Annotated in this window: 21 protein-coding genes and 2 pseudogenes; 14 read left to right on the top strand and 9 right to left on the bottom strand. The window is 66.4% G+C overall.

The genetic code is table 11. From position 1 onward, the window contains the following. The first annotated feature begins 43 nt into the window (after positions 1-43). Positions 44-937 carry an SDR family oxidoreductase gene (locus AC5Y4S_RS26070; protein WP_500035458.1) on the top strand — a complete coding sequence of 298 codons (894 nt, stop codon included), beginning with the start codon at positions 44-46 and terminating at the stop codon, positions 935-937. Further along, positions 934-1,857: pseudogene (locus AC5Y4S_RS26065) on the top strand (LLM class flavin-dependent oxidoreductase). Before AC5Y4S_RS26070 ends, AC5Y4S_RS26065 begins: the two are co-directional and overlap by 4 nt. 88 nt (positions 1,858-1,945) lie before the next feature. Here the strand turns inward: AC5Y4S_RS26065 and AC5Y4S_RS26060 are convergent. The 3 genes from AC5Y4S_RS26060 to AC5Y4S_RS26050 are packed head-to-tail and all read right to left on the bottom strand — an operon-like array spanning position 1,946 to position 3,914. Then, positions 1,946-3,208: an amidohydrolase family protein gene (locus AC5Y4S_RS26060; RefSeq protein ID WP_500035457.1), complete on the bottom strand. Its 1,263-nt coding sequence runs from the start codon at positions 3,206-3,208 to the stop codon at positions 1,946-1,948. 13 nt (positions 3,209-3,221) lie between these two features. Further along, positions 3,222-3,536 (bottom strand): hypothetical protein, encoded by a 315-nt coding sequence (locus tag AC5Y4S_RS26055; RefSeq protein ID WP_500035456.1) that lies wholly within the window; start codon positions 3,534-3,536, stop codon positions 3,222-3,224. A gap of 18 nt (positions 3,537-3,554) precedes the next feature. Then, on the bottom strand, positions 3,555-3,914 hold the full coding sequence (locus AC5Y4S_RS26050) for a 2Fe-2S iron-sulfur cluster-binding protein (protein ID WP_500035455.1): 360 nt from the start codon (positions 3,912-3,914) through the stop codon (positions 3,555-3,557). An 85-nt stretch (positions 3,915-3,999) separates the two neighbouring features. Between AC5Y4S_RS26050 and AC5Y4S_RS26045 the strand changes: the two genes are divergently transcribed. Genes AC5Y4S_RS26045 through AC5Y4S_RS26030 form a run of 4 tightly spaced genes read left to right on the top strand, consistent with a single transcriptional unit; the run spans position 4,000 to position 8,138 of the window. Beyond that, positions 4,000-5,403, top strand: a complete 1,404-nt coding sequence (locus tag AC5Y4S_RS26045; protein WP_500035454.1) for a class I adenylate-forming enzyme family protein — start codon at positions 4,000-4,002, stop codon at positions 5,401-5,403. Continuing rightward, the gene (locus AC5Y4S_RS26040) at positions 5,381-6,286 is read left to right on the top strand and encodes an acyl-CoA dehydrogenase family protein (RefSeq protein ID WP_500035453.1); all 906 of its coding nucleotides are present in this window, start codon (positions 5,381-5,383) and stop codon (positions 6,284-6,286) included. Before AC5Y4S_RS26045 ends, AC5Y4S_RS26040 begins: the two co-directional genes overlap by 23 nt. Next, positions 6,273-7,370: an acyl-CoA dehydrogenase family protein gene (locus AC5Y4S_RS26035; protein WP_500035452.1), complete on the top strand. Its 1,098-nt coding sequence runs from the start codon at positions 6,273-6,275 to the stop codon at positions 7,368-7,370. The genes AC5Y4S_RS26040 and AC5Y4S_RS26035 overlap by 14 nt, the downstream gene beginning before the upstream one ends. Next, positions 7,371-8,138 (top strand): enoyl-CoA hydratase/isomerase family protein, encoded by a 768-nt coding sequence (locus AC5Y4S_RS26030; RefSeq protein WP_068179141.1) that lies wholly within the window; start codon positions 7,371-7,373, stop codon positions 8,136-8,138. A 58-nt stretch (positions 8,139-8,196) separates the two neighbouring features. On the opposite strand, the gene AC5Y4S_RS26025 is transcribed toward AC5Y4S_RS26030, so the two are convergent. Beyond that, entirely contained in the window at positions 8,197-9,087 is an 891-nt protein-coding gene (locus tag AC5Y4S_RS26025) for a proline iminopeptidase-family hydrolase (RefSeq protein WP_500035451.1), read from the bottom strand. An 88-nt stretch (positions 9,088-9,175) separates the two neighbouring features. Continuing rightward, positions 9,176-9,409 (bottom strand): hypothetical protein, encoded by a 234-nt coding sequence (locus tag AC5Y4S_RS26020; protein ID WP_500035450.1) that lies wholly within the window; start codon positions 9,407-9,409, stop codon positions 9,176-9,178. Positions 9,410-9,537: 128 nt separating this feature from the next. Between AC5Y4S_RS26020 and AC5Y4S_RS26015 the strand changes: the two genes are divergently transcribed. The 4 genes from AC5Y4S_RS26015 to AC5Y4S_RS26000 all read left to right on the top strand — a co-directional run bounded on the left by AC5Y4S_RS26015 (position 9,538) and on the right by AC5Y4S_RS26000 (position 12,617). Next, positions 9,538-10,056, top strand: a complete 519-nt coding sequence (locus tag AC5Y4S_RS26015) for a phenolic acid decarboxylase (RefSeq protein ID WP_500035449.1) — start codon at positions 9,538-9,540, stop codon at positions 10,054-10,056. Positions 10,057-10,160: 104 nt separating this feature from the next. Beyond that, positions 10,161-11,300: a thiolase family protein gene (locus tag AC5Y4S_RS26010; protein ID WP_500035448.1), complete on the top strand. Its 1,140-nt coding sequence runs from the start codon at positions 10,161-10,163 to the stop codon at positions 11,298-11,300. 7 nt (positions 11,301-11,307) lie between these two features. Continuing rightward, positions 11,308-12,195, top strand: a complete 888-nt coding sequence (gene meaB / locus AC5Y4S_RS26005; protein WP_500035447.1) for a methylmalonyl Co-A mutase-associated GTPase MeaB — start codon at positions 11,308-11,310, stop codon at positions 12,193-12,195. Positions 12,196-12,242: 47 nt separating this feature from the next. Then, entirely contained in the window at positions 12,243-12,617 is a 375-nt protein-coding gene (locus AC5Y4S_RS26000; protein ID WP_500035446.1) for a nuclear transport factor 2 family protein, read from the top strand. On the opposite strand, the gene AC5Y4S_RS25995 is transcribed toward AC5Y4S_RS26000, so the two are convergent. Further along, the gene (locus AC5Y4S_RS25995) at positions 12,614-13,363 is read right to left on the bottom strand and encodes a class I SAM-dependent methyltransferase (RefSeq protein WP_500035445.1); all 750 of its coding nucleotides are present in this window, start codon (positions 13,361-13,363) and stop codon (positions 12,614-12,616) included. The genes AC5Y4S_RS26000 and AC5Y4S_RS25995 overlap by 4 nt on opposite strands. Before the next feature lie 122 nt (positions 13,364-13,485). Between AC5Y4S_RS25995 and AC5Y4S_RS25990 the strand changes: the two genes are divergently transcribed. Then, positions 13,486-14,202 (top strand): CTP synthase C-terminal region-related (seleno)protein, encoded by a 717-nt coding sequence (locus AC5Y4S_RS25990; protein ID WP_500035444.1) that lies wholly within the window; start codon positions 13,486-13,488, stop codon positions 14,200-14,202. Here the strand turns inward: AC5Y4S_RS25990 and AC5Y4S_RS25985 are convergent. Next, the gene (locus AC5Y4S_RS25985) at positions 14,199-15,152 is read right to left on the bottom strand and encodes a dipeptidase (protein WP_500035443.1); all 954 of its coding nucleotides are present in this window, start codon (positions 15,150-15,152) and stop codon (positions 14,199-14,201) included. The genes AC5Y4S_RS25990 and AC5Y4S_RS25985 overlap by 4 nt on opposite strands. A 166-nt stretch (positions 15,153-15,318) precedes the next feature. On the opposite strand from AC5Y4S_RS25985, the pseudogene AC5Y4S_RS25980 reads away from it, so the two are divergent. From AC5Y4S_RS25980 to AC5Y4S_RS25970, 3 genes and pseudogenes are all read left to right on the top strand, one after another. Continuing rightward, positions 15,319-15,504 (top strand): annotated as a pseudogene (locus AC5Y4S_RS25980) (PE family protein); the annotation flags it as partial. Between the two features lie 13 nt (positions 15,505-15,517). Then, positions 15,518-16,660: a PPE family protein gene (locus tag AC5Y4S_RS25975; RefSeq protein ID WP_500035442.1), complete on the top strand. Its 1,143-nt coding sequence runs from the start codon at positions 15,518-15,520 to the stop codon at positions 16,658-16,660. A 175-nt stretch (positions 16,661-16,835) separates the two neighbouring features. After that, a complete protein-coding gene (locus tag AC5Y4S_RS25970; RefSeq protein WP_500035441.1) occupies positions 16,836-17,864 on the top strand; it encodes a sugar phosphate isomerase/epimerase family protein in 1,029 nt (342 codons plus the stop codon). On the opposite strand, the gene AC5Y4S_RS25965 is transcribed toward AC5Y4S_RS25970, so the two are convergent. Together AC5Y4S_RS25965 and AC5Y4S_RS25960 are read right to left on the bottom strand one after the other, a co-directional pair. Continuing rightward, the gene (locus AC5Y4S_RS25965) at positions 17,834-19,495 is read right to left on the bottom strand and encodes a pyranose oxidase (protein WP_500035473.1); all 1,662 of its coding nucleotides are present in this window, start codon (positions 19,493-19,495) and stop codon (positions 17,834-17,836) included. The genes AC5Y4S_RS25970 and AC5Y4S_RS25965 overlap by 31 nt on opposite strands. Before the next feature lie 37 nt (positions 19,496-19,532). Then, positions 19,533-20,324 (bottom strand): SDR family NAD(P)-dependent oxidoreductase, encoded by a 792-nt coding sequence (locus AC5Y4S_RS25960; protein ID WP_500035440.1) that lies wholly within the window; start codon positions 20,322-20,324, stop codon positions 19,533-19,535. Positions 20,325-20,327: the final 3 nt, after the last annotated feature.

The raw sequence follows: 20,327 nt of genomic DNA, 5'->3' as shown, positions 1-20,327 counted from the left end.
CATTGACTGGAAGTCGCGATACGGTGCAACGAAAGGATCATCCATGCAGGTCTTTGTGACGGGCGCGAGCGGACACATCGGTTCGGCCGTCGTCGACGAACTCATGCAGGCGGGACACCAGGTCACCGGGCTTGCCCGCTCCGACGAGTCCGCCGCGGCGCTCGAGGCGAAAGGTGTGCGGGTGCACCGGGGCGACCTCGACGACCTCGACGGTCTACGGTCCGCCGCGGCGGCGGCGGACGGTGTCATCCACCTGGCCTTCAAACACGACTTCGACGATTTCGTGGGCGCCGCCGACACCGACCTGCGCGCCGTGCAGGCGATTGGCGAGGTGCTCGTCGGGTCCGACCGCCCCTTCGTCAGTACCTCGGGCACCCTGCTCCTGTCGCTGTTGGGGCAGGGCGGTCCGGCCACGGAACAGGACACGCTCCCCGGTGGACCGCGCGTCGACTCCGAGAACGCGGTGATCGCGCTGGCCGACCGCGGGGTGCGCTCGTCCGTGATCCGGCTCTCCCCGTTGGTGCACAGCGATCTCGACCACCACGGCTTCGCACACCACCTCATCGGCACCGCCCGCGAGACCGGGAAGTCGGCGTACATCGGTGACGGCGCTAACCGCTGGCCCGGGGTTCACACCCTGGACGCCGCGCACCTGTACCGGCTGGCGCTCGAAAAGGCCCCTGCCGGAACGCGTTTGCACGGTGTGGCCGACGAGGGTGTGCCGTTCCGCGATATCGCCGCCGTGATCGGCCGCCACCTAGGGGTACCGACGGTCGGCATACCACCGGAGGAAGCCGGTCATTTCGGCTTTCTTGCGCTCTTCGCCACACTGGACAATCCGACGTCGAATGCCCTGACCCGCAAGGTGCTGGACTGGAAGCCCGAGGGGCCGGGTCTGCTCGAGGACCTGGACGCCGGCCACTACTTCGGACGGTGAGCGATACCGTGGCTGACGCGGTCGTCGACGCGACTCGAAAGGCGCTGGGCCCGGTGGGCGTATGCCTGCCCGTCTCGTTCACCGACACACCGTCCGCCGACGCGCTACGCGAGACCGCGCGCAGGCTGGAGCGTGCCGGATACGGCGCCGCGTGGACCAACGAGGTGATCGGCAAGGACGCCCTGGTGCAGCTCGGCATGCTTCTGGCCGACACCGAGCGCATGGTGTTCGGCACCTGCATCACCAACATCTGGGCGCGGCCCGCGCAGACCATGCATGCCGCGGCCGCCCAACTGGCGCAGGCGTATCCGGGTCGGCTCGTGCTGGGCATCGGGATCTGATACCCGGAGCAGGCGGCGAGCGTCGGCCGGGAATTCGGGCGCCCACTCAGCACGATGCGCGACTATCTGGAAGGGATGAACGCCCCGACGTGGCCGCCCGCGCCCGACGCGCCCTACGCCCGCATCGTCGCCGCGAACGGGCCGAAGATGCTGGCGCTGGCAAGGGATCTCGCCGACGGGGCGCTGCCGGCCGGGCTACCGCACGAGTTCACCGCCCAGGCGCGCAGCGCGCTCGGACCGGACAAGCTCTTGGTGGTCGGCCTGTCGGTGGTCCGCGACATCCAGGCCGCCCGCGAGTCGGTGTCGGCGAGCCTCGCCGCCCCGGCCTATGCGTCCCGGCTGGCGGGGCTGGGCTACTCGTCGCGCGACATCGACGAAGTCAGCGACCGCCTGGTCAATTCCGCTGTCGCTCATGGCCATCCGGCGAACATCGCGCGCAGCATCCGCCAACACTTGGCCGCCGGAGCGGACCACGTCACGTTGCTGCCGCCGGTCGGCGCCGAATTCAATGGTGCCGTCGGTCAACTCGAGGAGCTGGGCTTCGCGCTGACCGAGCTCGGGGAGCCGGCCGTACCCTGACCCTCGAAGCTACCGAGCAGCTGCCCGAACGTGCGGCTGGCCGCACGTTCGGGTTCGAGTGTGCGGCCAGCCGCACATTGGCGGTCGGCTACCGCGACGTGAGCTGCTTTTCCGCGTAGAGCCGGGCCCACTCGGCACGCGACCGGATGGACACGTCAACGTCGGAAGCCTTGGCGCGCAGAGCTTTAACCGTCGCCTGATCGCGGGGGGTTCGGGCGTACGGATCCCAGCTGAAGAACCGGCAGGCGTTGCCCCAGGTGATCTTGTTGATGTCGGAGTCGTCGGCGCCGGCGGCGTTCAGCTCGGCCAGCACCTGTTCGGGCGCATCGGGCCAAAAGCAGTCCGAGTGCGGATAGTCGCACTCCCACGCGATGATGTCGATGCCGATCTCGTGGCGCAGTTTCAGCGACGTCTTGTCGGTGACGTAGCAGGCCAGTGAGTGTTCGCGGAACACGTCGCTGGGCAGCTTGTCGCCGAAGTCGCGGCGCAGCCACTTCTGGTTGGTGTAATGGCGGTCGCTGCGGTCCAAATAGAAGGGAATCCAACCGATGCCGCCTTCGGAGAACGCGAACTTCAACTCGGGGTAGTTGCGCATCGCGGGGCCCCACAACAGATCCTGAGCGCACATCGCCGAGACTTGAGTGGCCAGGATGATCATGTTGTCGATCGGCGCGCCGGGGGCCATGCTGATCGCCCCGAACCCGGTACCGATGTGCAGGCACATCACGACGTTTTCCTCGGACAGCGTCCGGAAGACGGGGCCCCAGTAATCCTCGTCGTGATAGCTCGGAAGCCCTTCCAGGTGCGGCAGTTCCGGCATCGTGACGGCCCGGCAGCCCTTGGCGGCGACGCGGCGGATCTCGGCGCACATGCCGTCGGGGGTCCAGGTCGGCAGGATCGCGATAGGGATGAACCGGTCGGGGTAGGAGCCGGCCCACTCGTCGATGTGCCAGTCGTTGTAGGCCGACACCATCACCAGGGTGACGTCTTCGCGCGTCATGTTGAGGTGCCGGGCGGAGAACCCGGTGAACGTCGGGAAACACATCGACGCCAGGATCCCGTTGCGGTTCATGTCCCGAACGCGTTCGTGGACGTCGTAGACGCCCGGTCGCATTTCGGCGAAACCGGCCGGGTCGCGGCCCCATTCCTCGGCCGGCCACGACACCACGGCGTTCAGCCCGCTCACGCCCTGCGGCCTGCCCTGGTACATCCACTGGTCAACGCCCTTGTCGTCGACCATGACGATCGGTGCCTCGTCCTTGTATTTGGCGGGCACGTGGCGCAGGAACATGTCCGGCGGCTCGACGACATGGTCGTCGATGCTCACCAGGATCAGGTCATCGACATTCATTCGATCGGTCTCTCTAGCCGTGGCACTCGGCGGTCGTCTCCAGCAGTCGGGGCACGGGCGCGGGATCCAACTGCAAGGCATCGGACATGTGCAGCTGGCCGGCGTTGGCGATCATGTTGTCCAAGACGGCCTGAAGATCGTCGCCCTCGATTTCATAGATCGCGACGTACGGGCCGTCGCCATCGACCGGACGAAACCGGCGTGCCGAGACGATACCGTCGAGCGCCATGAGTTCGGGCAGATGCACTTCGTCGTACCAGGTGTTGTACTCCTGCTCGCGCTCTGGCGAGCTCGGCCGGCTTTCGACGTACATGATTCCGTTGGCCATTACGCCGCCTCTCTGTGGCTACTCGTAGCGCACCGTGACGGAATCCGTGTCGGGCACGCCCTGGCAGGTCAGAATGTAGCCCTCGGCAACTTCGTCGTCGTCGAGAGCGTCGTTGACCCGCATGGTCGCGTGGCCCTCCTCGAGCCTGGCCATGCACGTGCCGCAATTGCCCGCCTCGCAACTGAACGGCGGTTCCAGGCCGGCTCGCCGGGCGCTTTCCAGCAGCGTCTCGCCGGGCACCAGGGGGACCGTCGCCTTCTTGCGGTCGAGGTGAATCGTCACCGTGCCTACCTTGGCGCCGGTATCGGATGCGGGATCTGTCACCCGTGGAGTCTCCTCGATGATCGTGGTGACCGTCGCCATGACCGCCCCTCCCATATTTGCATTCTTCAGTATAGAGAATACTATTCTCACAGAGCGATAGGGTCTTCTCAAGCCATCGGACTGCTGGAAGGAACGGGACGTGACCGAGCCGGCAGCGCTCGTGTTCGAGGAACGGCGGTTCAGCCCGCCGCAGCTCGACGCGTTGGCCGACGGGCTGGCCGCGACCTTGACGAAACGGGGTGTCATCGCAGGTCAGCGGGTGGCGGTCATGGCGTCGAACCGGCCCGAGTTTGTGGCCGTCCTGCTCGCGATCTGGCGGCTGGCCGCCACCGCGGTCCTCATCAGCCCCGCGTGGAAGCGCGACGAGGTGGACCATGCGCTTGCCATCACCGGCCCGGCACATGCCGTCGGGGACCATCCGGTACTGGGCGGCCTGATGCCGATGCTGCACCTGGACGAACCGATCAACCCGGGCGAGCCGACATCGGGCGCGCCGCCGCCCAGCGCCGACGCGGTGCTGGTGTTCAGCTCCGGCACCACCGGTCGGCCGAAGGCAGTGCGCCACACCCACACGGCGTTGGAGGAGGCCGCGGGACACTGGCGCGCGGCGCTGCAGCTGACGCGACGCGACCGGATTCAGGTCGCCACGCCGCCGTCACACATCCTCGGCCTGCTCAACATCCTCACCGCACTGCGGACCGGTGCCCGGATACGGCTGCACCCACGATTCGACATCGACCGGATGCTGCAGACCATCGAAAACGACCGCATCACCGTCGAAATGGCCGTCGCGCCCATCGCGCTGGCCCTCGCCTCGCACCCCCGGCTCGAGTCGTACGACCTGTCCTCGCTTCGCTACATCATGTGGGGGGCGACACCCGTCAGCCCCAGCGTCGCCGAAACCGTGACGCGGCGCACCGGCGTCGGTTGGGTCCCCGCCTACGGCACCACGGAACTGCCCGTCATCGCGTGTAATCCGTTGCAGGGGGCGAGAGTTGACTCGGTCGGGCGTCCGGTGCCCGGGGTGGACCTGCGGGTGGTCTCGTTGCAGACCGGCCAGCCCGTCGGGCCGGGGGAGGTCGGTGAAATCCAGGCGCGGTCGATGTCGTTGATGGCCGGCTACCTGCCCGCCGAGGCGACCGCCGAGGCCATGCGCGACGGCTGGTATCGCACCGGAGACGTCGGCTGGGTCGACCGCGCCGGTTGGCTGCGGATCACCGATCGTCTCAAGGAGATGATCAAGGTGCGCGGGTTCCAGGTCGCGCCCGCCGAGATCGAGACGGTGCTGCACGGCCATCCGGCCGTCAAGGACTGTGCGGTGTTCGGAGTTCCCGACGGCATCAACGGTGAGGCGATCGTCGCCGCCGTCGCGGCGTGCGCGCCCGTGGACCCATCCGACCTCACCGCCCGGGTGGACGAGAAGCTAGCGTCCTACAAACACCTGAGCCGCATCGTGTTTGTGGACGACATTCCGCGCCTACCCTCGGGCAAGGTGCTGCGCCGAGTGCTGAAGGAGTCTTATGGATGTACGTCTGACAGCTGAACAGCAGCAGCTGCGCGACGCCGCCGCCAAGCTGGCCGACGATCTCGGGCCCGGAGCGGTCCAGGATCTCGACGACCCGAGCCGAATCGCCCGGCTGGACAAGCAGATTGAAACGACCGGGTGGCGGTCACTGCGCTCCGACGGCGCCTCGGGCGTCGAAGTGGCCGTCGTCGCCGAGGAATTCGGGCGCCGATTGGTCGACGCGCCGTTCCTGGGGCCGGTGCTGGCCGACGATCTGGCGCGCCACGTGGGTGCCGAAAGCGGGGATTCGACCGTAGCGGTGGACGGCCGGGTGATCGACGCCCGCGGCGCGCGGCGGGCACTATCGCTCTCCGGCACCACGGTCCTGGGCACCGACGTGGGCGCCGGTCGCGCCGGCGCCGATTTGACCCGCGCCGAGGCCGACGCGGTGGGGTCGCCGACGACTCTGGGTGAGGTGTCGTCCGACGTGGCCGGGCGGTGGCGGGCGCTGGCGCTGGTCACCACGACCGCGGACCTGGTCGGCATCGCGCGCGGCGCGCACGCGGTCGCCTGTGACTACGCGAAAATCCGTGAACAGTACGGCAAAACGATCGGCTCCTATCAGGCGATCGCACATCTGTTGGCCGAAAGCCTGGCGCTGATCGAAGGTTCGGTGAGCGTGCTGCGCCACGCCGCATGGGCGGTGGACGAGCTCGCGCCGCCACAGGCGATCAGGGCCGCCCAGATCGCCAAGGTCTACTGCGCGCGCGCGACGCGCACCGTCTGCGAGACGGCGGTTCAGGTGCACGGCGGCATCGGCAACACCTGGGAATGCATCGCCCACGTCTACCTGCGCCGTGCGTTGACATCGACCGAACTGTGGCCCGTCACGTGTAAGGAGATCGACTTTGGATTTTCGTGATTCGCCCGACGAGGCCGCCTTCCGGGAGCGCCTGCGGTCGTGGCTTGCGTTGCATGCCAAGGAGTATTCCGGCTCCGGGGACGAGTACTGGGAACGCATGGCCGACTGGCACCGGGCCCTCTACGACAACGGCTTTTTCGGGCTGTCCTGGCCCCGTGACTACGGCGGCCAGGACTTGGCACCCGTGTACGACGTCATCGTCGACGAGGAGCTGGTGCGCGCCGGCGCTCCGCCCCGTCCCAGCGTGGGCTATCTGGTTTTCGGCATCGGGCGGCACGGCAGTGACGAGCTTCGAAAGCGCTTCCTGCCCGGCATCATCAACGGCACCGAGCGGTGGTGCCAGGGCTTCAGCGAGCCCGGCGCCGGCTCGGATCTGGCATCGTTGACCACTACCGCCACCCTCGAGGGCGACACCTATGTGGTGCACGGGCACAAGATTTGGACCAGCTACTCCGACGTCGCGGACTGGTGTCTGCTGTTGGCCCGGACGGATCCCGATGCCAAACGCCACCGCGGCCTGTCGGCGTTCGTGCTCGACATGAAACAGCCTGGCGTGCAACAGCGCCCGTTGCGGATGATGAACGGCGTCACCAACGAATTCGGCCAGGTGTTCTTCGACGGTGCCACGGTGCCCGCGGACCGGATGGTCGGCGCCCCCGGGGAAGGCTGGGCCGTTGCCATGACCGTTGTCGGCCACGAGCGCGAGCCCTCGACGCTCGGCTACGCGGCCCGATACGGCAAGTTGGTCCGAAACCTGTTCGCGCGCAACTCGAACAATCAAGGACCGGTTCCCGAAGAGCTCGCGTGGGCGGCGGTCGAGTCGGAGATGCTGACGCATCACGTCCGGCGGCGCCTGTCCGAGCAGTTGGACGGCGTCTCACACGGCCCGGAGGGATCGCTCGACAAGCTGCTGATGACCTGGGTCGAGCAATCGGTGGGGCACGCCGCGCTGGCGGTCGCCGGGACCCGCGATCCCGACCTGCTCAGCGCCTATCTGTACAGTCGCGCGCAGAGCGTGATGGGCGGAACGTCACAGATACAAAAGAACATCATCGCCTCGCGGATCCTGGGATTGGGAGTCTGAATGTACGACATGCCAAGCGAAATCGACGTCCGCGCCGACGGGGCATTGCGGATCATCACGCTGAACCGCCCGGATGACCTCAACGCGGTCAACGACAACCTGCACGTCGGCCTCGCGCGGCTGTGGCAGCGGCTGACCGACGACCCCGGGGCCAGGGCGGCGGTGCTGACCGGCAGCGGCAAGGCGTTTTCGGCCGGCGGAGATTTCGCCTATCTCCAAGAGCTGTCCCAGGACGCCGCCCTGCGCGCCAAGACCATCCGGGACGGACGCGAGATCGTGCTCGGCATGGCGCGATGCCGAATTCCCGTGGTGGCGGCCGTCAATGGGCCGGCCGTCGGTCTCGGCTGCAGCCTGGTCGCGCTGAGCGACATCGTCTACATCGCCGAGAACGCCTTCCTCGCCGACCCGCACGTGCAGGTGGGCCTGGTGGCAGCCGACGGCGGGCCGCTGACCTGGCCGCTGCACATCAGCCTGCTATTGGCCAAGGAGTACGCGCTGACCGGAACCCGCATCAGCGCGCAGCGCGCCGTCGAGCTGGGGCTGGCCAACCACGTGGCGGCTGACCCCGTCGCCGAGGCAATCGCCTGCGCCAAAAAGATTTTGGAGTTGCCCCAACAGGCGGTCGAGAGCACCAAGCGGGTGCTCAACATTCACTTGGAGCGCGCAGTGCTGGCCAGCCTGGACTACGCGCTTTCGGCCGAGCACCAGTCGTTCACCACCGACGACTTCCGATCCATCGTCGCCAAGCTGAACGCCGGCAAGAACTGAGCGCACGGCCGCGAGCCGAACTGCACCGCGAATTTCGGCCGGTTTTTTCGCAGTGCGGTTAGGCTCGCGGCGCTTCGATCGACCGCAGGAAGTCGCGCATCACGCGGTCGAACTTCTCGGGCTCCTCGATAAACGGCATGTGAGCGCTGGCCTCGAATAGCTCGAACCGCGAACCCGGTATGCGCCGGTGCATTTCCCAGGCGTGTTCGGGCACGCATTCGTCGAACCTGCCGGCGACGACGAGAGTCGGCAATGCGATCTCGGGTAGCCGGTCGAACACGTCCCAGCTCCGGATGGTGCCGACGATGTGGAAGTCGCTGGGGCCGAACATCGTCTCGAAGATCTCGGCTCCCATCCTGCGGAACGCGTCTTCGAGGTCCCAGGGCCAGGGGCGCACGCGGCACAGGTAGGTTTCGTTCCAGGTGCGGATGGCGGCCTGGTATTCGGCGGCATGGGTGGTGCCAGCCGCTTCGTGACGGTCAATGGCGGATTGGGTTGCCGGGTCCAGCTCCGATTTCAAGCGCGCCACCATGTTCGAGAACTCGGGTATCGACGCGATGCTGTTGGAGATGGTCAGGCTGGTGGCTCCCGAGGGCACATCGAGCGCATATTGTTGCGCCAGCATTCCACCCCACGAGTTGCCGAAGATATGGAAGCGGCTCAGCCCCAGGCCTCTTACCACGGCGTCCATCTCGGCAACCGAACGCTCCATCGTCCAAAGGCCCGGGTCGGACGGACAGTCGGAATTCCCGCAGCCGAGCTGGTCCCAGAAGAGCACCTCACGCTCGTCGGCCAACCGCTCGAGCGAGCTCAAGTATTGGTGCGGTAGCCCGGGGCCTCCGTGGACCACGAGCAGCGGATCACCCATCCCGCCACCGACCCGCTTGAACCACACGTTGCCGCCGGGGACCGCGATCGTCCCTTCAAGCAATGTCGCGTCACCGGTCATGCTCAGCCAAAGCCCCCTGATCAGGTGTCGAGCCGCTATCTCACCAGCAGTGTAGGCAAGTCAAGCGACGCGCGGTGGCTTCGCCCAGCTACATCAGCCGGTGCCAGAATTCGTCGTGGTCCGTTTCGTCTCGGGAAATGCGCGGTGCCACCGCACCTTTGGGCTGAGCGCCGATTCCTGCCGGATCACTGCGCTGACCGATCGCAACGCCGATCGCAAGGGCGACACCGGCGAGGGCGACGGCCCACAATGTCGCCGCCCACGGAAGGTGCGCGAATGTGTCGCACCAACCCCAACCGCCTCCGCCGTCCCACATCGTCATTGCGTCGCCTCCCAACGTTCAATACGCTCTTCCAGAAAATACCCATGGGGGTATATGCGTCAAGCGCTCTGGCAGGATCGCCAACGAGGCAGCTTTATCGTTCAGCCCACCGCGCAAGAGGAACGAGAATGACCAGCGTCGCTAACCCGGTTCCGCCGCAAGATCTTTCGGGAATCGTCGGACACCGCTTCATCTACACCTATGCCAACGGCTGGCAGTACGAGATGTACGTCAAGAACGCCACCACCATCGACTACCGCATCCATTCCGGACATGTGGGTGGCCGCTGGGTCAAAGGACAACAGGTGAACCTCGTCCAACTGGACGACGACAGCTTCAAAGTGTCCTGGACAGAACCCACCGGCACCTGCGTGGCCGTCAACGTGCTGCCCGCCAAGCGCCGCATCCACGGCGTGATCTTCTTCCCGCAATGGGTACGCATGCACGGCGAGCGCACCGTCTGCTTCCAGAACGAACATCTCGACGAGATGCGCGACTACCGGGATGAGGGCCCGACCTACCCGATCTACGAAGTCCCCGAATTCGCCTACATCACCCTGTTCGAGTACGTGGGGACCGACGACGAGACGGTGATCGACACCGCACCCGAAAACCTGCCGCCGGGGTGGTCCGACCGCACCGGCTGACGGCGCCTTGTTGCAACTGGCGCTCTCGGAATGAGAGAATAGGGTTCTCATGAATGTGCGGATGGCTTCCGTCCGCATTGCGCTCGCCGAACTGGAGAAAACCCGTGCCCGAAGCAGTCATCGTGTCCGCCCTGCGCACCCCCATCGGCACCGCTCGCAAGGGGACGCTGCGCGACACCAGCGCCTTCGACCTCGCCCACCACGTGGTCAGCGAGGCGGCCCGGGATCTCGACCCCGCTCTGGTGGACGACGTGATCCTGGGCGAGGGCCTCTACGGCGGGGGAGTCGTCGCCCGCCACGCGGCCGTCACGGCGGGCCTGCCGCACGTGCCGGGCCTGGCCAACAACCGGCACTGCGCGGCCGGCCAGGCGGCGGTGCAGAGCGCGGCGGCCAGCGTGCGGGCCGGGATGGATCAGCTCGTCATCGCCGGCGGCGTGAACTCGGCGTCGACCTCCCCGCGGTCGCGGATGCAGGTCGACGGGGAATGGGTCGACTGGTTCCCGCCGACCCACCCGGACCGGCCCGACGCACCGAACATGGACATGTCGATCACCGTCGGCTGGAACGCCGCGGTCAAGGCGGGCGTGAGTCGCGAGGAGATGGACGCGTGGGCGCTGCGGTCGCACCGCAACGCCATCGCCGCGATCGACGAGGGCCGCTTCAAGGAAGAGGTCGTCCCGATCGAGACGCCACACGGGCTGTTCTCGGTCGACGAGCACCCGCGCCGCGACACCACCATGGAGAAGCTGGCCGCGCTCAAGCCGCTGCATCCGGAGATCGAGGGCTTCTCGATCACCGCGGGTAACGCGTGCGGTGCCAACGATGGAGCGGCCGTACTGACCGTCGCGAGCGACACCCTCGGCCTGCCCGCGCTGGCCACCGTGCGGTCCTGGGCGTCCGTTGGCGTCGATCCGGCCATCACCGGTTTGGCGCCCGTCGAAGCCATACCGAAAGCGCTTGCACGGGCGGGGCTTTCGATCTCGGATGTGGACCTGTTCGAAATCAACGAGGCGTTCGCGGCGATGTGCGTGGCCACCATCAAGCTGCTCGATCTGGACCCCGAGAAGGTCAACGTCAACGGTAGCGGCTGCTCGCTGGGGCACCCGGTTGGGGCGACCGGGGCCCGGATGCTGGTCACACTGGTGCACGAATTGCGCCGCCGCGGTGGCGGAATAGCGGTGGCGGCCATGTGCGCGGGCGGCGGAATGGGTTCCGCGACGGTCATCGAGGTCGCTGCGCCATAATGCGCACATGACGATCGCCGACCTGATTGCGGGAGCTCGCAACGGATCTCCGCGCGCGGCGGGTCGGCTGCTCAGCCTTGTCGAAGGCGACCGGCGGGACGAGGTGCTGGCGAGCATCGGGCCGGCAGCCGCCGTCGACGTCCGCGTCATCGGCATCACCGGGCCGCCGGGCGCGGGCAAGTCGACGACGGTCGGTGCCCTGGTCGGCGCCTACCGCGAACGCGGGAGCCGGGTGGCCGTGCTGGCCGTGGACCCATCGTCGCCGTTCAGCGGCGGGGCGCTGCTGGGCGACCGGATCCGAATGACGGCGCATATCAACGACTCCGACGTCCTGATCCGTTCGGTGGCGACCCGCGGTCACATCGGGGGGCTGGCCGCCGCGGTTCCCGCGGCCATCCGGCTGCTGGGCGCCATCGGATATGACGTGGTGCTGCTGGAGACGGTGGGAGTGGGCCAGTCGGAGATCGAAATCGCCGCCGTCGCCGACCCGACCGTCGTCATCCTCAATCCGGGCGCGGGGGACGCGGTGCAGGCGGCCAAGGCGGGCGTGCTCGAGGTCGCCGACATCGTCGCGGTGAACAAGGCCGACCGGGAGGGCGCCGAACAGACCGTGCGGGATCTGCGCGCCGAGACCAAAGCCCCGATCGTCAGCCTCATCGCCGCCCGCGGCGAGGGCATCGCCGATCTGGTTTCCGCCATCGAAGACCATCACCGAACCGACAGCCGGCAGCGCCGGTTGGCGCGGGCCCGAGCGCAGATCCTGTCGATGGCCCAAACCCGGCTGCGGACCCAGCCGGGTCTCGACCGGCTCGCGGAGGCGGTGGTCGACGGTCACGACGATCCGTACACGGCCGCCGAGAAGCTGCTTTCGTCCCCGGCGGAACAAGGGGAGTAATCACCTCGCCCCTTGCCTTGCCGCATCTCAGTGTGTTGCATGAAAACATGACACGTTCCGCCGATGAGCTGGTAACCGAATTCTGCAAACGCTGGGCATCCCCCGATCCGGACGAGCCAGCGGGCTATTTCACCGAAGACGCCGTCTACCACAACATCCCGATGGATCCGGTGCGGGGTCGCGAGGCGATAAAGGAATTCATCGCGGGGTTCCTCGCCGCCTTCGACGGCATCGACTTCAACGTCCACCGACAGGTCAGTGACGGCACCCTGGTCATGAACGAACGAACCGACGTAATGCGCCGCAAGGACGGCGGGACGTTCCCGTTGCCGGTGATGGGAGTGTTCGAGGTGCAGGACGACCGGATCGTCGCGTGGCGCGACTACTTCGACATGGCCGCCATCACAAGCGCTTTCGGCTAGGCGTCTGAATGATCGCTGATGAGTAGGCGGTAGCCGGCGTCAAGCTGCTGTCGTTCGAGCAGGTCAGCATGCCGGCGTTGCCATCGCCCAGAGCGCAGGTCGGCCGCGAGCCGGGTCAAGCCGTCGGCGAGGTCGGATTCGTCTGCATAAGCCAGCATCGACATGCCCGCGCGGACGGAGGGGTCGAGGTAGGCCTCGGGGCGCCGCCAGTATGCGGCGCCGAACCCGTCCGTACAGTCGTGCGGCACCGGGACCGTCTGTACGTGGGCGCCCCCCAACAGTTCCACAAGCCGCTCGACCGGCACAGATAGCTCGTCGCTGATTCGCATGGCCACGGGCAGGTATTCACGCAGCAGCCAGAAGTCGCGGGTTACCGATTGATCCCAAGTTAAGATCACTGTCCGGTAGCGCGTGACCCGACGCAATTGGTCGAGCCCGGCGGTCACATCGCTCCAGTGCTGCACGGTCAAGATTGCCATCGCGGCGTCAACGCAGTTGTCGCGCAACGGTAAAGCCTCGGCGAGGGCCTGTATACATGGCGCCGACCCGGGTGGCCGCTGGGCGATCATCACCGTGCTGGGCTCTACAGCGACGACGGTCTGGGCCGGTTCGTAGGAACCCGTGCCGGCGCCGACGTCAACCACGCTGGCCATTGGGTAGAGCGCGGCGTGAATCTGGGAGGCGATCCGCGGGTCGGCTCGGCGCGTCGCGGTATATCCAACGCCGATCCGGTCATACGCACCCATCGATTCAGGATGACCGAGCTGGAGCTACTCCGCCAGACCCTCACAAATTTCGTTGAAGCAAGCCAGTTCGATCACGGTATGCTGCGACGTTGGGGACGTCCACAAAGGAAATGGGTCAGCGGATGACGGATCCGTTAGGCATCGCCGTCATAGGTGATTTCGACGACTCATATGCGCCCCATGTCGCCACCAATGATGCGATAGGCCATTCGGCGCGGCGACTTGGGCTGGCGGCGTCAGTGACGTGGGTAGCCACCGAATCGTTGGAGACGGACCTCGGGGCGGTCTGGACCGCGGATGCGCTGTGGTGTGCTCCGCGCAGCCCGTATCGCAGCCTGCAAGGAGCGCTTGCCGCGCTTCGGTTCGGACGCGAAAACGGCGTGCCCACCCTGGGCACGTGTGGCGGATGCCAGCACATCATTTTGGAATACGCCCGCAACGTGCTCGGCTTCGATGACGCACAGCACGCCGAATACGACCCGTACGCTTCGCGGCTGTTCATCTCATCGCTGGTGTGTTCTCTGGCCGGGCAAACCATGCCGGTGAACCTCAAGCAGGGCTCGATGGTCGCGCAGTGTTATGGAAAGGACCGGATCCACGAAAGGTATTACTGCAACTTCGGACTCAACTCGATTTACCGAGGAGCGCTGGAGGAAGCAGGGTTATGCGTGACCGGCGTCGACGACGACGGCGAGGCTCGCGTCCTCGAGCTGCGAGCCCATCCGTACTACATCGCCACCCTGTTTGTTCCGCAGGATCGCTCAACCGTCGAGGAGCCCCACCCGCTCGTCACGCGACTGCTGACTGTCGCCCTTGACCGCAAACTCGCGGCCGGTTAGGCCCGCCAGACCTGCTGGGCAACTCGGTAGAAGTTCCCGCCAAGGACGGCGTCGATGTCGGGAATGCGCCATCCGCGCCCACGTAGGTGGTCGCCGAGCTCAAGAAAGACCTCGGGCGGCATCCATTGGATCGGTCCCCAGCGGGTGTAGCTGTCGTCGAACAGGTGCGGATTGCGCACCACCTCGTCGACGAAATCGGCGAAATCGAAAGAGAAGTCGGTGCTGAGGCCGACATGGTCGATGCCGACGAGCTCGACCGCGTACTCGAGGTGTCGCGTCATCGCCTCGAGCGTTGGCGTGTTGGGGCCCAGGAAAATGCCGACGCCGGTGATCCCGATGACGCCGCCGGTGGAAGCGCAGGCCCGGGCCTGGTCGTCGGTGATGTTGCGCGGGTGATCCCAGATCGCGCGCATGCACGAGTGGCTGTAAATGACTGGGCCGCTGGATACCTCGCACATGTCCAGGCCGGTGCGGGCACTGCAGTGGGATCCGTCCGGAACGACGCCGACGGTGTTCATCTCGGCGACGAGTGAACGGCCCCACGCGGTCAGGCCGCCATCCGTGGCGTCCAGGCAGCCACTGCCGGCGCGGTTGGCATGGTTGTAGGTCGGCAGCAGCGTTCGCACACCGAGATTCATCAACGTCGCCAGGTTGTCGAGCTGACCATCGAGCGGAGCGGAATCTTCCAGGTCGAACGCGACGGCGATCCGACCGGCGCGGCTGATCGCTTCGACCTCAGCAAGATTGGCCGCCAGCTCCAGGTCCGGATGGGCATCGACGGCGGCGCGGAAGTGCCGCAGCAACGCCATCGCGTCGTCGAAGGTGTGCGGCGCATACCCTGCGTTGACCGACAGGAACGCGCCCCCGCCTCGCCGGTACCGGGTCAGCGGGTCGACGTCGGCATCGGTCTGCAGCGGCAGGCAGGTGTGCTGGTCCCACAGGAGTGACATGGCGGATACCTTTTTTTGCAGTCTACTGGCGGCCGCGCGGCACAAGTCATCCGTCGATCGGGGGACATTGGATTCATCCGGGCCATGACCACTCGGCCGACAGACATCTACGCGTCGTGGCGGCACTGTTTTACCCATGTCATTCGTCACCAGCGATCCACACGTGCTGATCTCGGCGGCCGCCGACGAGGTCGCAACGCCGACCGCGCCCCAGTTCCTTGCTCACGCCACGCGGTATCAGGCGACCGGCGCCCAGGCCGCAGCGATTCACGAAATGTTTGTGTCGACGCTTCAGGCTGGCGGCAATTCCTACGCGGCGACCGAGGCGGCCAACGGGATCGCGGCCGGGTGAGCGGGAGTGCGCGATGTTGTACGGGGCGTTGCCGCCGGAGATCAATTCGGGGCGCATGTATGCCGGGCCGGGCGCGGGGTCGATGCTGGCTGCCGCCGCGGCCTGGGACATACTTGCCGCCGAATTGAGCTCTACGGCGATGTGCTGCCAATCGGTGATCACTGGGCTCGTCAGCGGGCCGTGGCTGGGTGCGTCGGCGACGATGATGGCCGCCGCTACCGCGCCGTATTTGGCGTGGCTGCAGGAGACGGCCGCCGGGGCCGAACGGGCCGCGGCTCAGGCAAAAGCGGCGGCGGCCGCCTACGAAGTGGCGCGTGCGATGACTGTGCCCCCGGTGCTGGTCGCGGCTAACCGTGCGCAGCTGATGGCCTTGATCGCCAGCAACCTCCTGGGCCAAAACACCCCGGCGATCGCGGCCACCGAGGCCCTATACGGCGAAATGTGGGCCCAGGATGCCGCCGCGATGTACGGCTATGCCGCCGCATCGGCGGCGGCGACCACGTTGACCCCCTTCGCCCCGCCGCCGCAGATCGCCAACCCGGCCGGGTTGGCCGGCCAGGCGGCCGCGGTCACCCAAGCGGGCGCCTCCTCGGTCGCCACCGACACCGCCGACGTGCTTTCACAATTGACTTGCACGGCGCCCTCGCTGTTGGCCGGCTTCGCTGGCGCCCCACCGCAGCTCCCGCAGTGGGTGCAGGATGTCGCGACGGTGATGAATATCTTTGGTACGCCGTTCTTTGTCGCCACGTCCGCGGGCGGATTGATGGTGTCGTTTGTGTCGGCCGTCAAAGGTCTGGTCCCGACGGCCGCCCAGGTCGGCACCCAGGCGGTGACGTCGTTGGGTTCGGCGGCCACGGGGACGGCAGGGTCGGTCGGGCTGACGGGTGCGGTGTCGGCAGGTTTGAGTGAGGCGGAGTCGGTCGGGGTGTTGTCCATGCCGCGGGCGTGGGGCACGGCGCTCCCGACGCTCAGCCCGGAGCAGGTCGCGGCGTTGCCCGGCGCGGTGATGAATGCCGGCCCGGCGGCCGGTGCCAATACTCCAGGCCTGTTCGGCGGGCTGCCCATGGCGGCGTCGACCGGGCGCGCCGAAGGCGGGGCCAATTCTGGCCAAGACGGGATCACGCCGCTCCGAGTGCTCCCCGATTTGATCGGCTAGCCCCACGGTCGACCTTGCGGCATAACGCTATTCAGTTAGCGCGATGCGGCGATGTCCCCCAATCGGGGGAACGGCCTTTCGTCAATTTTCCGCCTGATCGGCGGAACACCGCGACGCCGTATGTCTCTACGGTCAGATCCGTCAACCCGATTTCGACGTCAGAAAGGCGCATGAAATGAAGCTTGGTATCTACACGGCATGCCTTCCGGACAAGACTCTGGCGGAGTGCCTCGACGTCCTGGGCGAGTTGGGACTCGACAGTATCGAGGTGAACGCCGGCGGCTTCCTGACCGCACCGCACCTGCCGGTTGATGGACTGCTCGCGAGTTCCCGGGCCCGCCGCGAGTACCTGGCACAGATTTCGGACAGGGCCATCACGCTCACGGCCCTGAACGTGAACTGCAATCCGCTGCACCCCGACCCCGAGGTACGCGGCGTCTATGTCCGGGACCTTTGGCAGGCAATCGAACTGGCCGGGTTGCTGGGAGTGCGAAATGTGGTGACGATGTCCGGCCTGCCCGGCGCACACGCGGGCTGCACGGCTCCGACCTGGATGCCCCAGCCGTGGCACAGTGCGGCAACGGATGTGCTGCGCTATCAGTGGGATGAGGTCGCGATTCCATTCTGGCGGGACATCGAACGGCGCGCCCGCGACGCGGACGTGCGAGTCTGCATCGAGATGCACCCGCACAACGTGGTCTACAACCCGGCCACATTGATGCGACTGATCGAACGCACCGACGGCGAACACATCGGTGCGGAGATGGATCCAAGCCACCTGTTCTGGCAGGGAATTGAACCGGTCGAGGCGATCAAGTACCTCGGAGACCGGGTCTTCAACGCTGCGGCGAAGGACACGCGCATCAACGAGGTCAACTGCCGGTTGAACGGAATACTCGATGACCGCTACGTGACCCCGGCCGCTGACGACCCGTCTGCGATCAGCCTTGGCGGACGATACGTCCTCAATCGATCGCCGTCGGATCCCTCGTGGCAGTTTGTCGCCGTCGGGCGGGGTCACGATGCCGAGTACTGGAACTCATTTCTCGCCGCTTTGCACGGCGTCAATCCGTCGATCGCGGTCAACATCGAGCACGAGGACGACGAGCTGGATGTCCCGACCGGGCTCAAGGTTGCGACGGACACCCTCAGGACGGCTTCGCGCGGGGTGGGTCAGCAGCTCACGATCCCCATGTCGGGGTAAGCGGCGCAGCTTGACGAATAAGCATGCAGACCAGTGCTTTTGACCATGTGGTCGGCGGCTTTCAGAGCCATCGTCACGCTGGTCAGCGTCGGATTGGCCGCGGTGCCGGTCGGCAGCAGACCGTTGCCGCCAAGATAAAGGTTCTCGAAACCCCACACCTGTGAGTTGGTGTCGACGACACTGCTGTCCGGATCGCGGCCCATCCGCACCGTGCCAGAGATGTGCAGCGGCAGCCCCGGCGTCGGAAAGCTGGGTTCGGACCCCGGCAGGAACCCACCGATGGCCATTGCGGCTCGAAACATTTCGGCCATCATCAAGTGCAGCCGCTCGGCGTCGGCCGAGCTGTACGTGAAATCGAATGTCGGTTGCGGCATTCCGTGCACGTCGCTGTACCGATCGGAGAACCATACCCGGTTGTCGGGACGCGGATCGACGCTCCCGAACCAACGCAGGTCCATGATCAGTCTGGTGTCAACGTGCGGCACCAGGTCCGCGTAATGAAATGCGTCGCGGTTGATTTGGGCGTGCCACGGTCTACCCTCCGTGACGGGTATCCAGATGTTGGGTGCCGGGTCCCTGGGCGGTATCGGAAGTGTGTCATCAGGATAGCGCCGCCGGTGGGCCCGCACGGTCTCGGCGAACCTTTCGTCACGATCGATCTGATCCACGAGGTCTCGCAGCAGGATCACCTGACAGAATGCCGTGGGGTGTTCGGTGAGATAGCGACCCAAGGGATGGGGGCGAATTTCCGACGCCCACAACAGTTGTGGGGTCAGGACGGCTCCGCAGGCGACGACGAACTGGTCGGCGTAGATGCGCACCGTCCGCATTTCGAGGAGGTCTTGTACCTCGGCGTACAGGATCCGGGAACCGTCAGCGTCCCGAACCAAACGCCTGCACAGGTGCTGCGGCAGGAGCGAGAATCGGTCGTCGTTGCCGCTGCGGTCTGCCAGGTCGCCGAGAATGGTGTCGGCGCCCGTCCACCGCACCATTCCGGGATTGTTGGGAAGAGGCTTTACCGCGAGGGGAAGGTCTTGCACTTCATACCCGGTCGGAAGGTCGCCGAATTCTTTGCGCAGCGCGTCGATGAGGACTGTCTGCCTAATCGAGTGGTCGAAGACCCCTTGCCGAACTCCGAGGAGCCGCTCGCCTTCCGCATAGTAATGCTCCCAGTCTTGGGCCGAGATCCCGTTGTAGCGCTCCATCGTCGGGTGGTGCCGCGGGCACGCGCAGGTCCAATGCGTCGACATTCCGCCCACGGCGTAGCAGGCCGCCGCCGCCGGGATATTGCGGTACGGATCCTGGGCAGGATTCTCTGCATTGCGGGCATTGCTGGGTTTGGCAGCCAATTCTGCGTATGCCAGCGGGTCGACCGCGAGCTCTGCCCGGGCGCTTGGCGGGACCGAGAGCAAATGCAGATGACTGCGGATGACGGCCTCGAACAGGTCCGGGTTGTGCTGATAGATGTAGGCGTTCTTCAGGTTCTGACCGGGACGGGCCGAGAGCTGGGCGCCCGCGTCGATCATGATGACGTTCAATCCGCCGTCGACGGCTTTGCGGGCAAATGTCGACCCCACTGGACCGGATCCGACGATCAGGACATCGGTCCGGTACGACGCATCTGCATTCATTTTGTCTCCCAACAGTTCTAAGTGACAGCGGTGGTGGTTAGGGAATGATTGCGGAAATGACTCCGCCGTCCACACGTAGCGCGGCGCCCGTGGTAGCCGAGGCACCTTCCGAGGCCACGTAAAAGATGAGATTCGCGACTTCGCCGGGGAGGCAAAATCGTTGGATCAAGGACGTCGGGCGTACCGCCGCGAAGTAGCGTTGCTCGGCTTCCTCGAATGAGATGCCGCCGTAGAGCTTGGCGACGAAGTCCTCGGCGCCCGGCGTGCGCGTGGGGCCCGGCAGGACGCAGTTCACGGTGACCCCGGTGCCGGCCACCGCGATCGCGAATCCCTTTGAGACCGCCAGTTGCGCCGATTTGGTCATCCCGTAATGAATCATCTCGGGCGGAGTGGTGACCCCGCATTCGCTGCTGATGAAGATCACGCGGCCCCAGCCGCGCTCGGCCATGCGGGGTGCGTAATGACGGGTGAGCCGGACGCCGCTCATCACGTTGACTTCGAAGTGTCGGCGCCATTCGTCGTCGGAGATCTCGAACGGTGCGCTCTCCGTGTAGATGCCGGCGTTGTTGACCAGGACGTCGAGGTCGGGGGCGGCTTTGAAGATCGTCCCGGCGCCATCGGCGGTAGCGACATCTGCTGCTATGGGCACAACAATCCCGGAGGATGCGCCGGCCGCCGTGCGGATGCGTTTGGCGGCCAGTGCCGTGCGCTCCGCATCTCTGCCGTTGACGTAGACGGTATCGCCCGCGCGAGCGAACGCCAGCGCTGCGGCTTCCCCGATGCCCGATGTGGAACCGGTGATGAGGACCCGGCGCGGATTCGGCGGCATGAT

Source organism: Mycobacterium sp. NGS64 (assembly GCF_059812245.1).
This window is presented reverse-complemented; position numbering and strand designations above follow the sequence as displayed.

Excerpts from the sequence above, each read along its gene's own strand:
- AC5Y4S_RS26055 (WP_500035456.1), bottom strand. The coding sequence starts at position 3,536 with ATGGCCAACGGAATCATGTACGTCGAAAGCCGGCCGAGCTCGCCAGAG.
- AC5Y4S_RS26050 (WP_500035455.1), bottom strand. The coding sequence starts at position 3,914 with ATGGGAGGGGCGGTCATGGCGACGGTCACCACGATCATCGAGGAGACT.
- AC5Y4S_RS25990 (WP_500035444.1), top strand. The coding sequence starts at position 13,486 with ATGACGGATCCGTTAGGCATCGCCGTCATAGGTGATTTCGACGACTCA.
- AC5Y4S_RS26025 (WP_500035451.1), bottom strand. The coding sequence starts at position 9,087 with ATGACCGGTGACGCGACATTGCTTGAAGGGACGATCGCGGTCCCCGGC.
- AC5Y4S_RS25960 (WP_500035440.1), bottom strand. The coding sequence starts at position 20,324 with ATGCCGCCGAATCCGCGCCGGGTCCTCATCACCGGTTCCACATCGGGC.
- AC5Y4S_RS26030 (WP_068179141.1), top strand. The coding sequence starts at position 7,371 with ATGTACGACATGCCAAGCGAAATCGACGTCCGCGCCGACGGGGCATTG.
- AC5Y4S_RS26060 (WP_500035457.1), bottom strand. The coding sequence starts at position 3,208 with ATGAATGTCGATGACCTGATCCTGGTGAGCATCGACGACCATGTCGTC.
- AC5Y4S_RS26040 (WP_500035453.1), top strand. The coding sequence starts at position 5,381 with ATGGATGTACGTCTGACAGCTGAACAGCAGCAGCTGCGCGACGCCGCC.
- AC5Y4S_RS26020 (WP_500035450.1), bottom strand. The coding sequence starts at position 9,409 with ATGACGATGTGGGACGGCGGAGGCGGTTGGGGTTGGTGCGACACATTC.
- AC5Y4S_RS25985 (WP_500035443.1), bottom strand. The coding sequence starts at position 15,152 with ATGTCACTCCTGTGGGACCAGCACACCTGCCTGCCGCTGCAGACCGAT.
- AC5Y4S_RS26070 (WP_500035458.1), top strand. The coding sequence starts at position 44 with ATGCAGGTCTTTGTGACGGGCGCGAGCGGACACATCGGTTCGGCCGTC.
- AC5Y4S_RS25975 (WP_500035442.1), top strand. The coding sequence starts at position 15,518 with ATGTTGTACGGGGCGTTGCCGCCGGAGATCAATTCGGGGCGCATGTAT.
- AC5Y4S_RS25970 (WP_500035441.1), top strand. The coding sequence starts at position 16,836 with ATGAAGCTTGGTATCTACACGGCATGCCTTCCGGACAAGACTCTGGCG.
- AC5Y4S_RS26015 (WP_500035449.1), top strand. The coding sequence starts at position 9,538 with ATGACCAGCGTCGCTAACCCGGTTCCGCCGCAAGATCTTTCGGGAATC.
- AC5Y4S_RS25995 (WP_500035445.1), bottom strand. The coding sequence starts at position 13,363 with ATGGGTGCGTATGACCGGATCGGCGTTGGATATACCGCGACGCGCCGA.
- AC5Y4S_RS25965 (WP_500035473.1), bottom strand. The coding sequence starts at position 19,495 with ATGAATGCAGATGCGTCGTACCGGACCGATGTCCTGATCGTCGGATCC.
- AC5Y4S_RS26000 (WP_500035446.1), top strand. The coding sequence starts at position 12,243 with ATGACACGTTCCGCCGATGAGCTGGTAACCGAATTCTGCAAACGCTGG.
- meaB (WP_500035447.1), top strand. The coding sequence starts at position 11,308 with ATGACGATCGCCGACCTGATTGCGGGAGCTCGCAACGGATCTCCGCGC.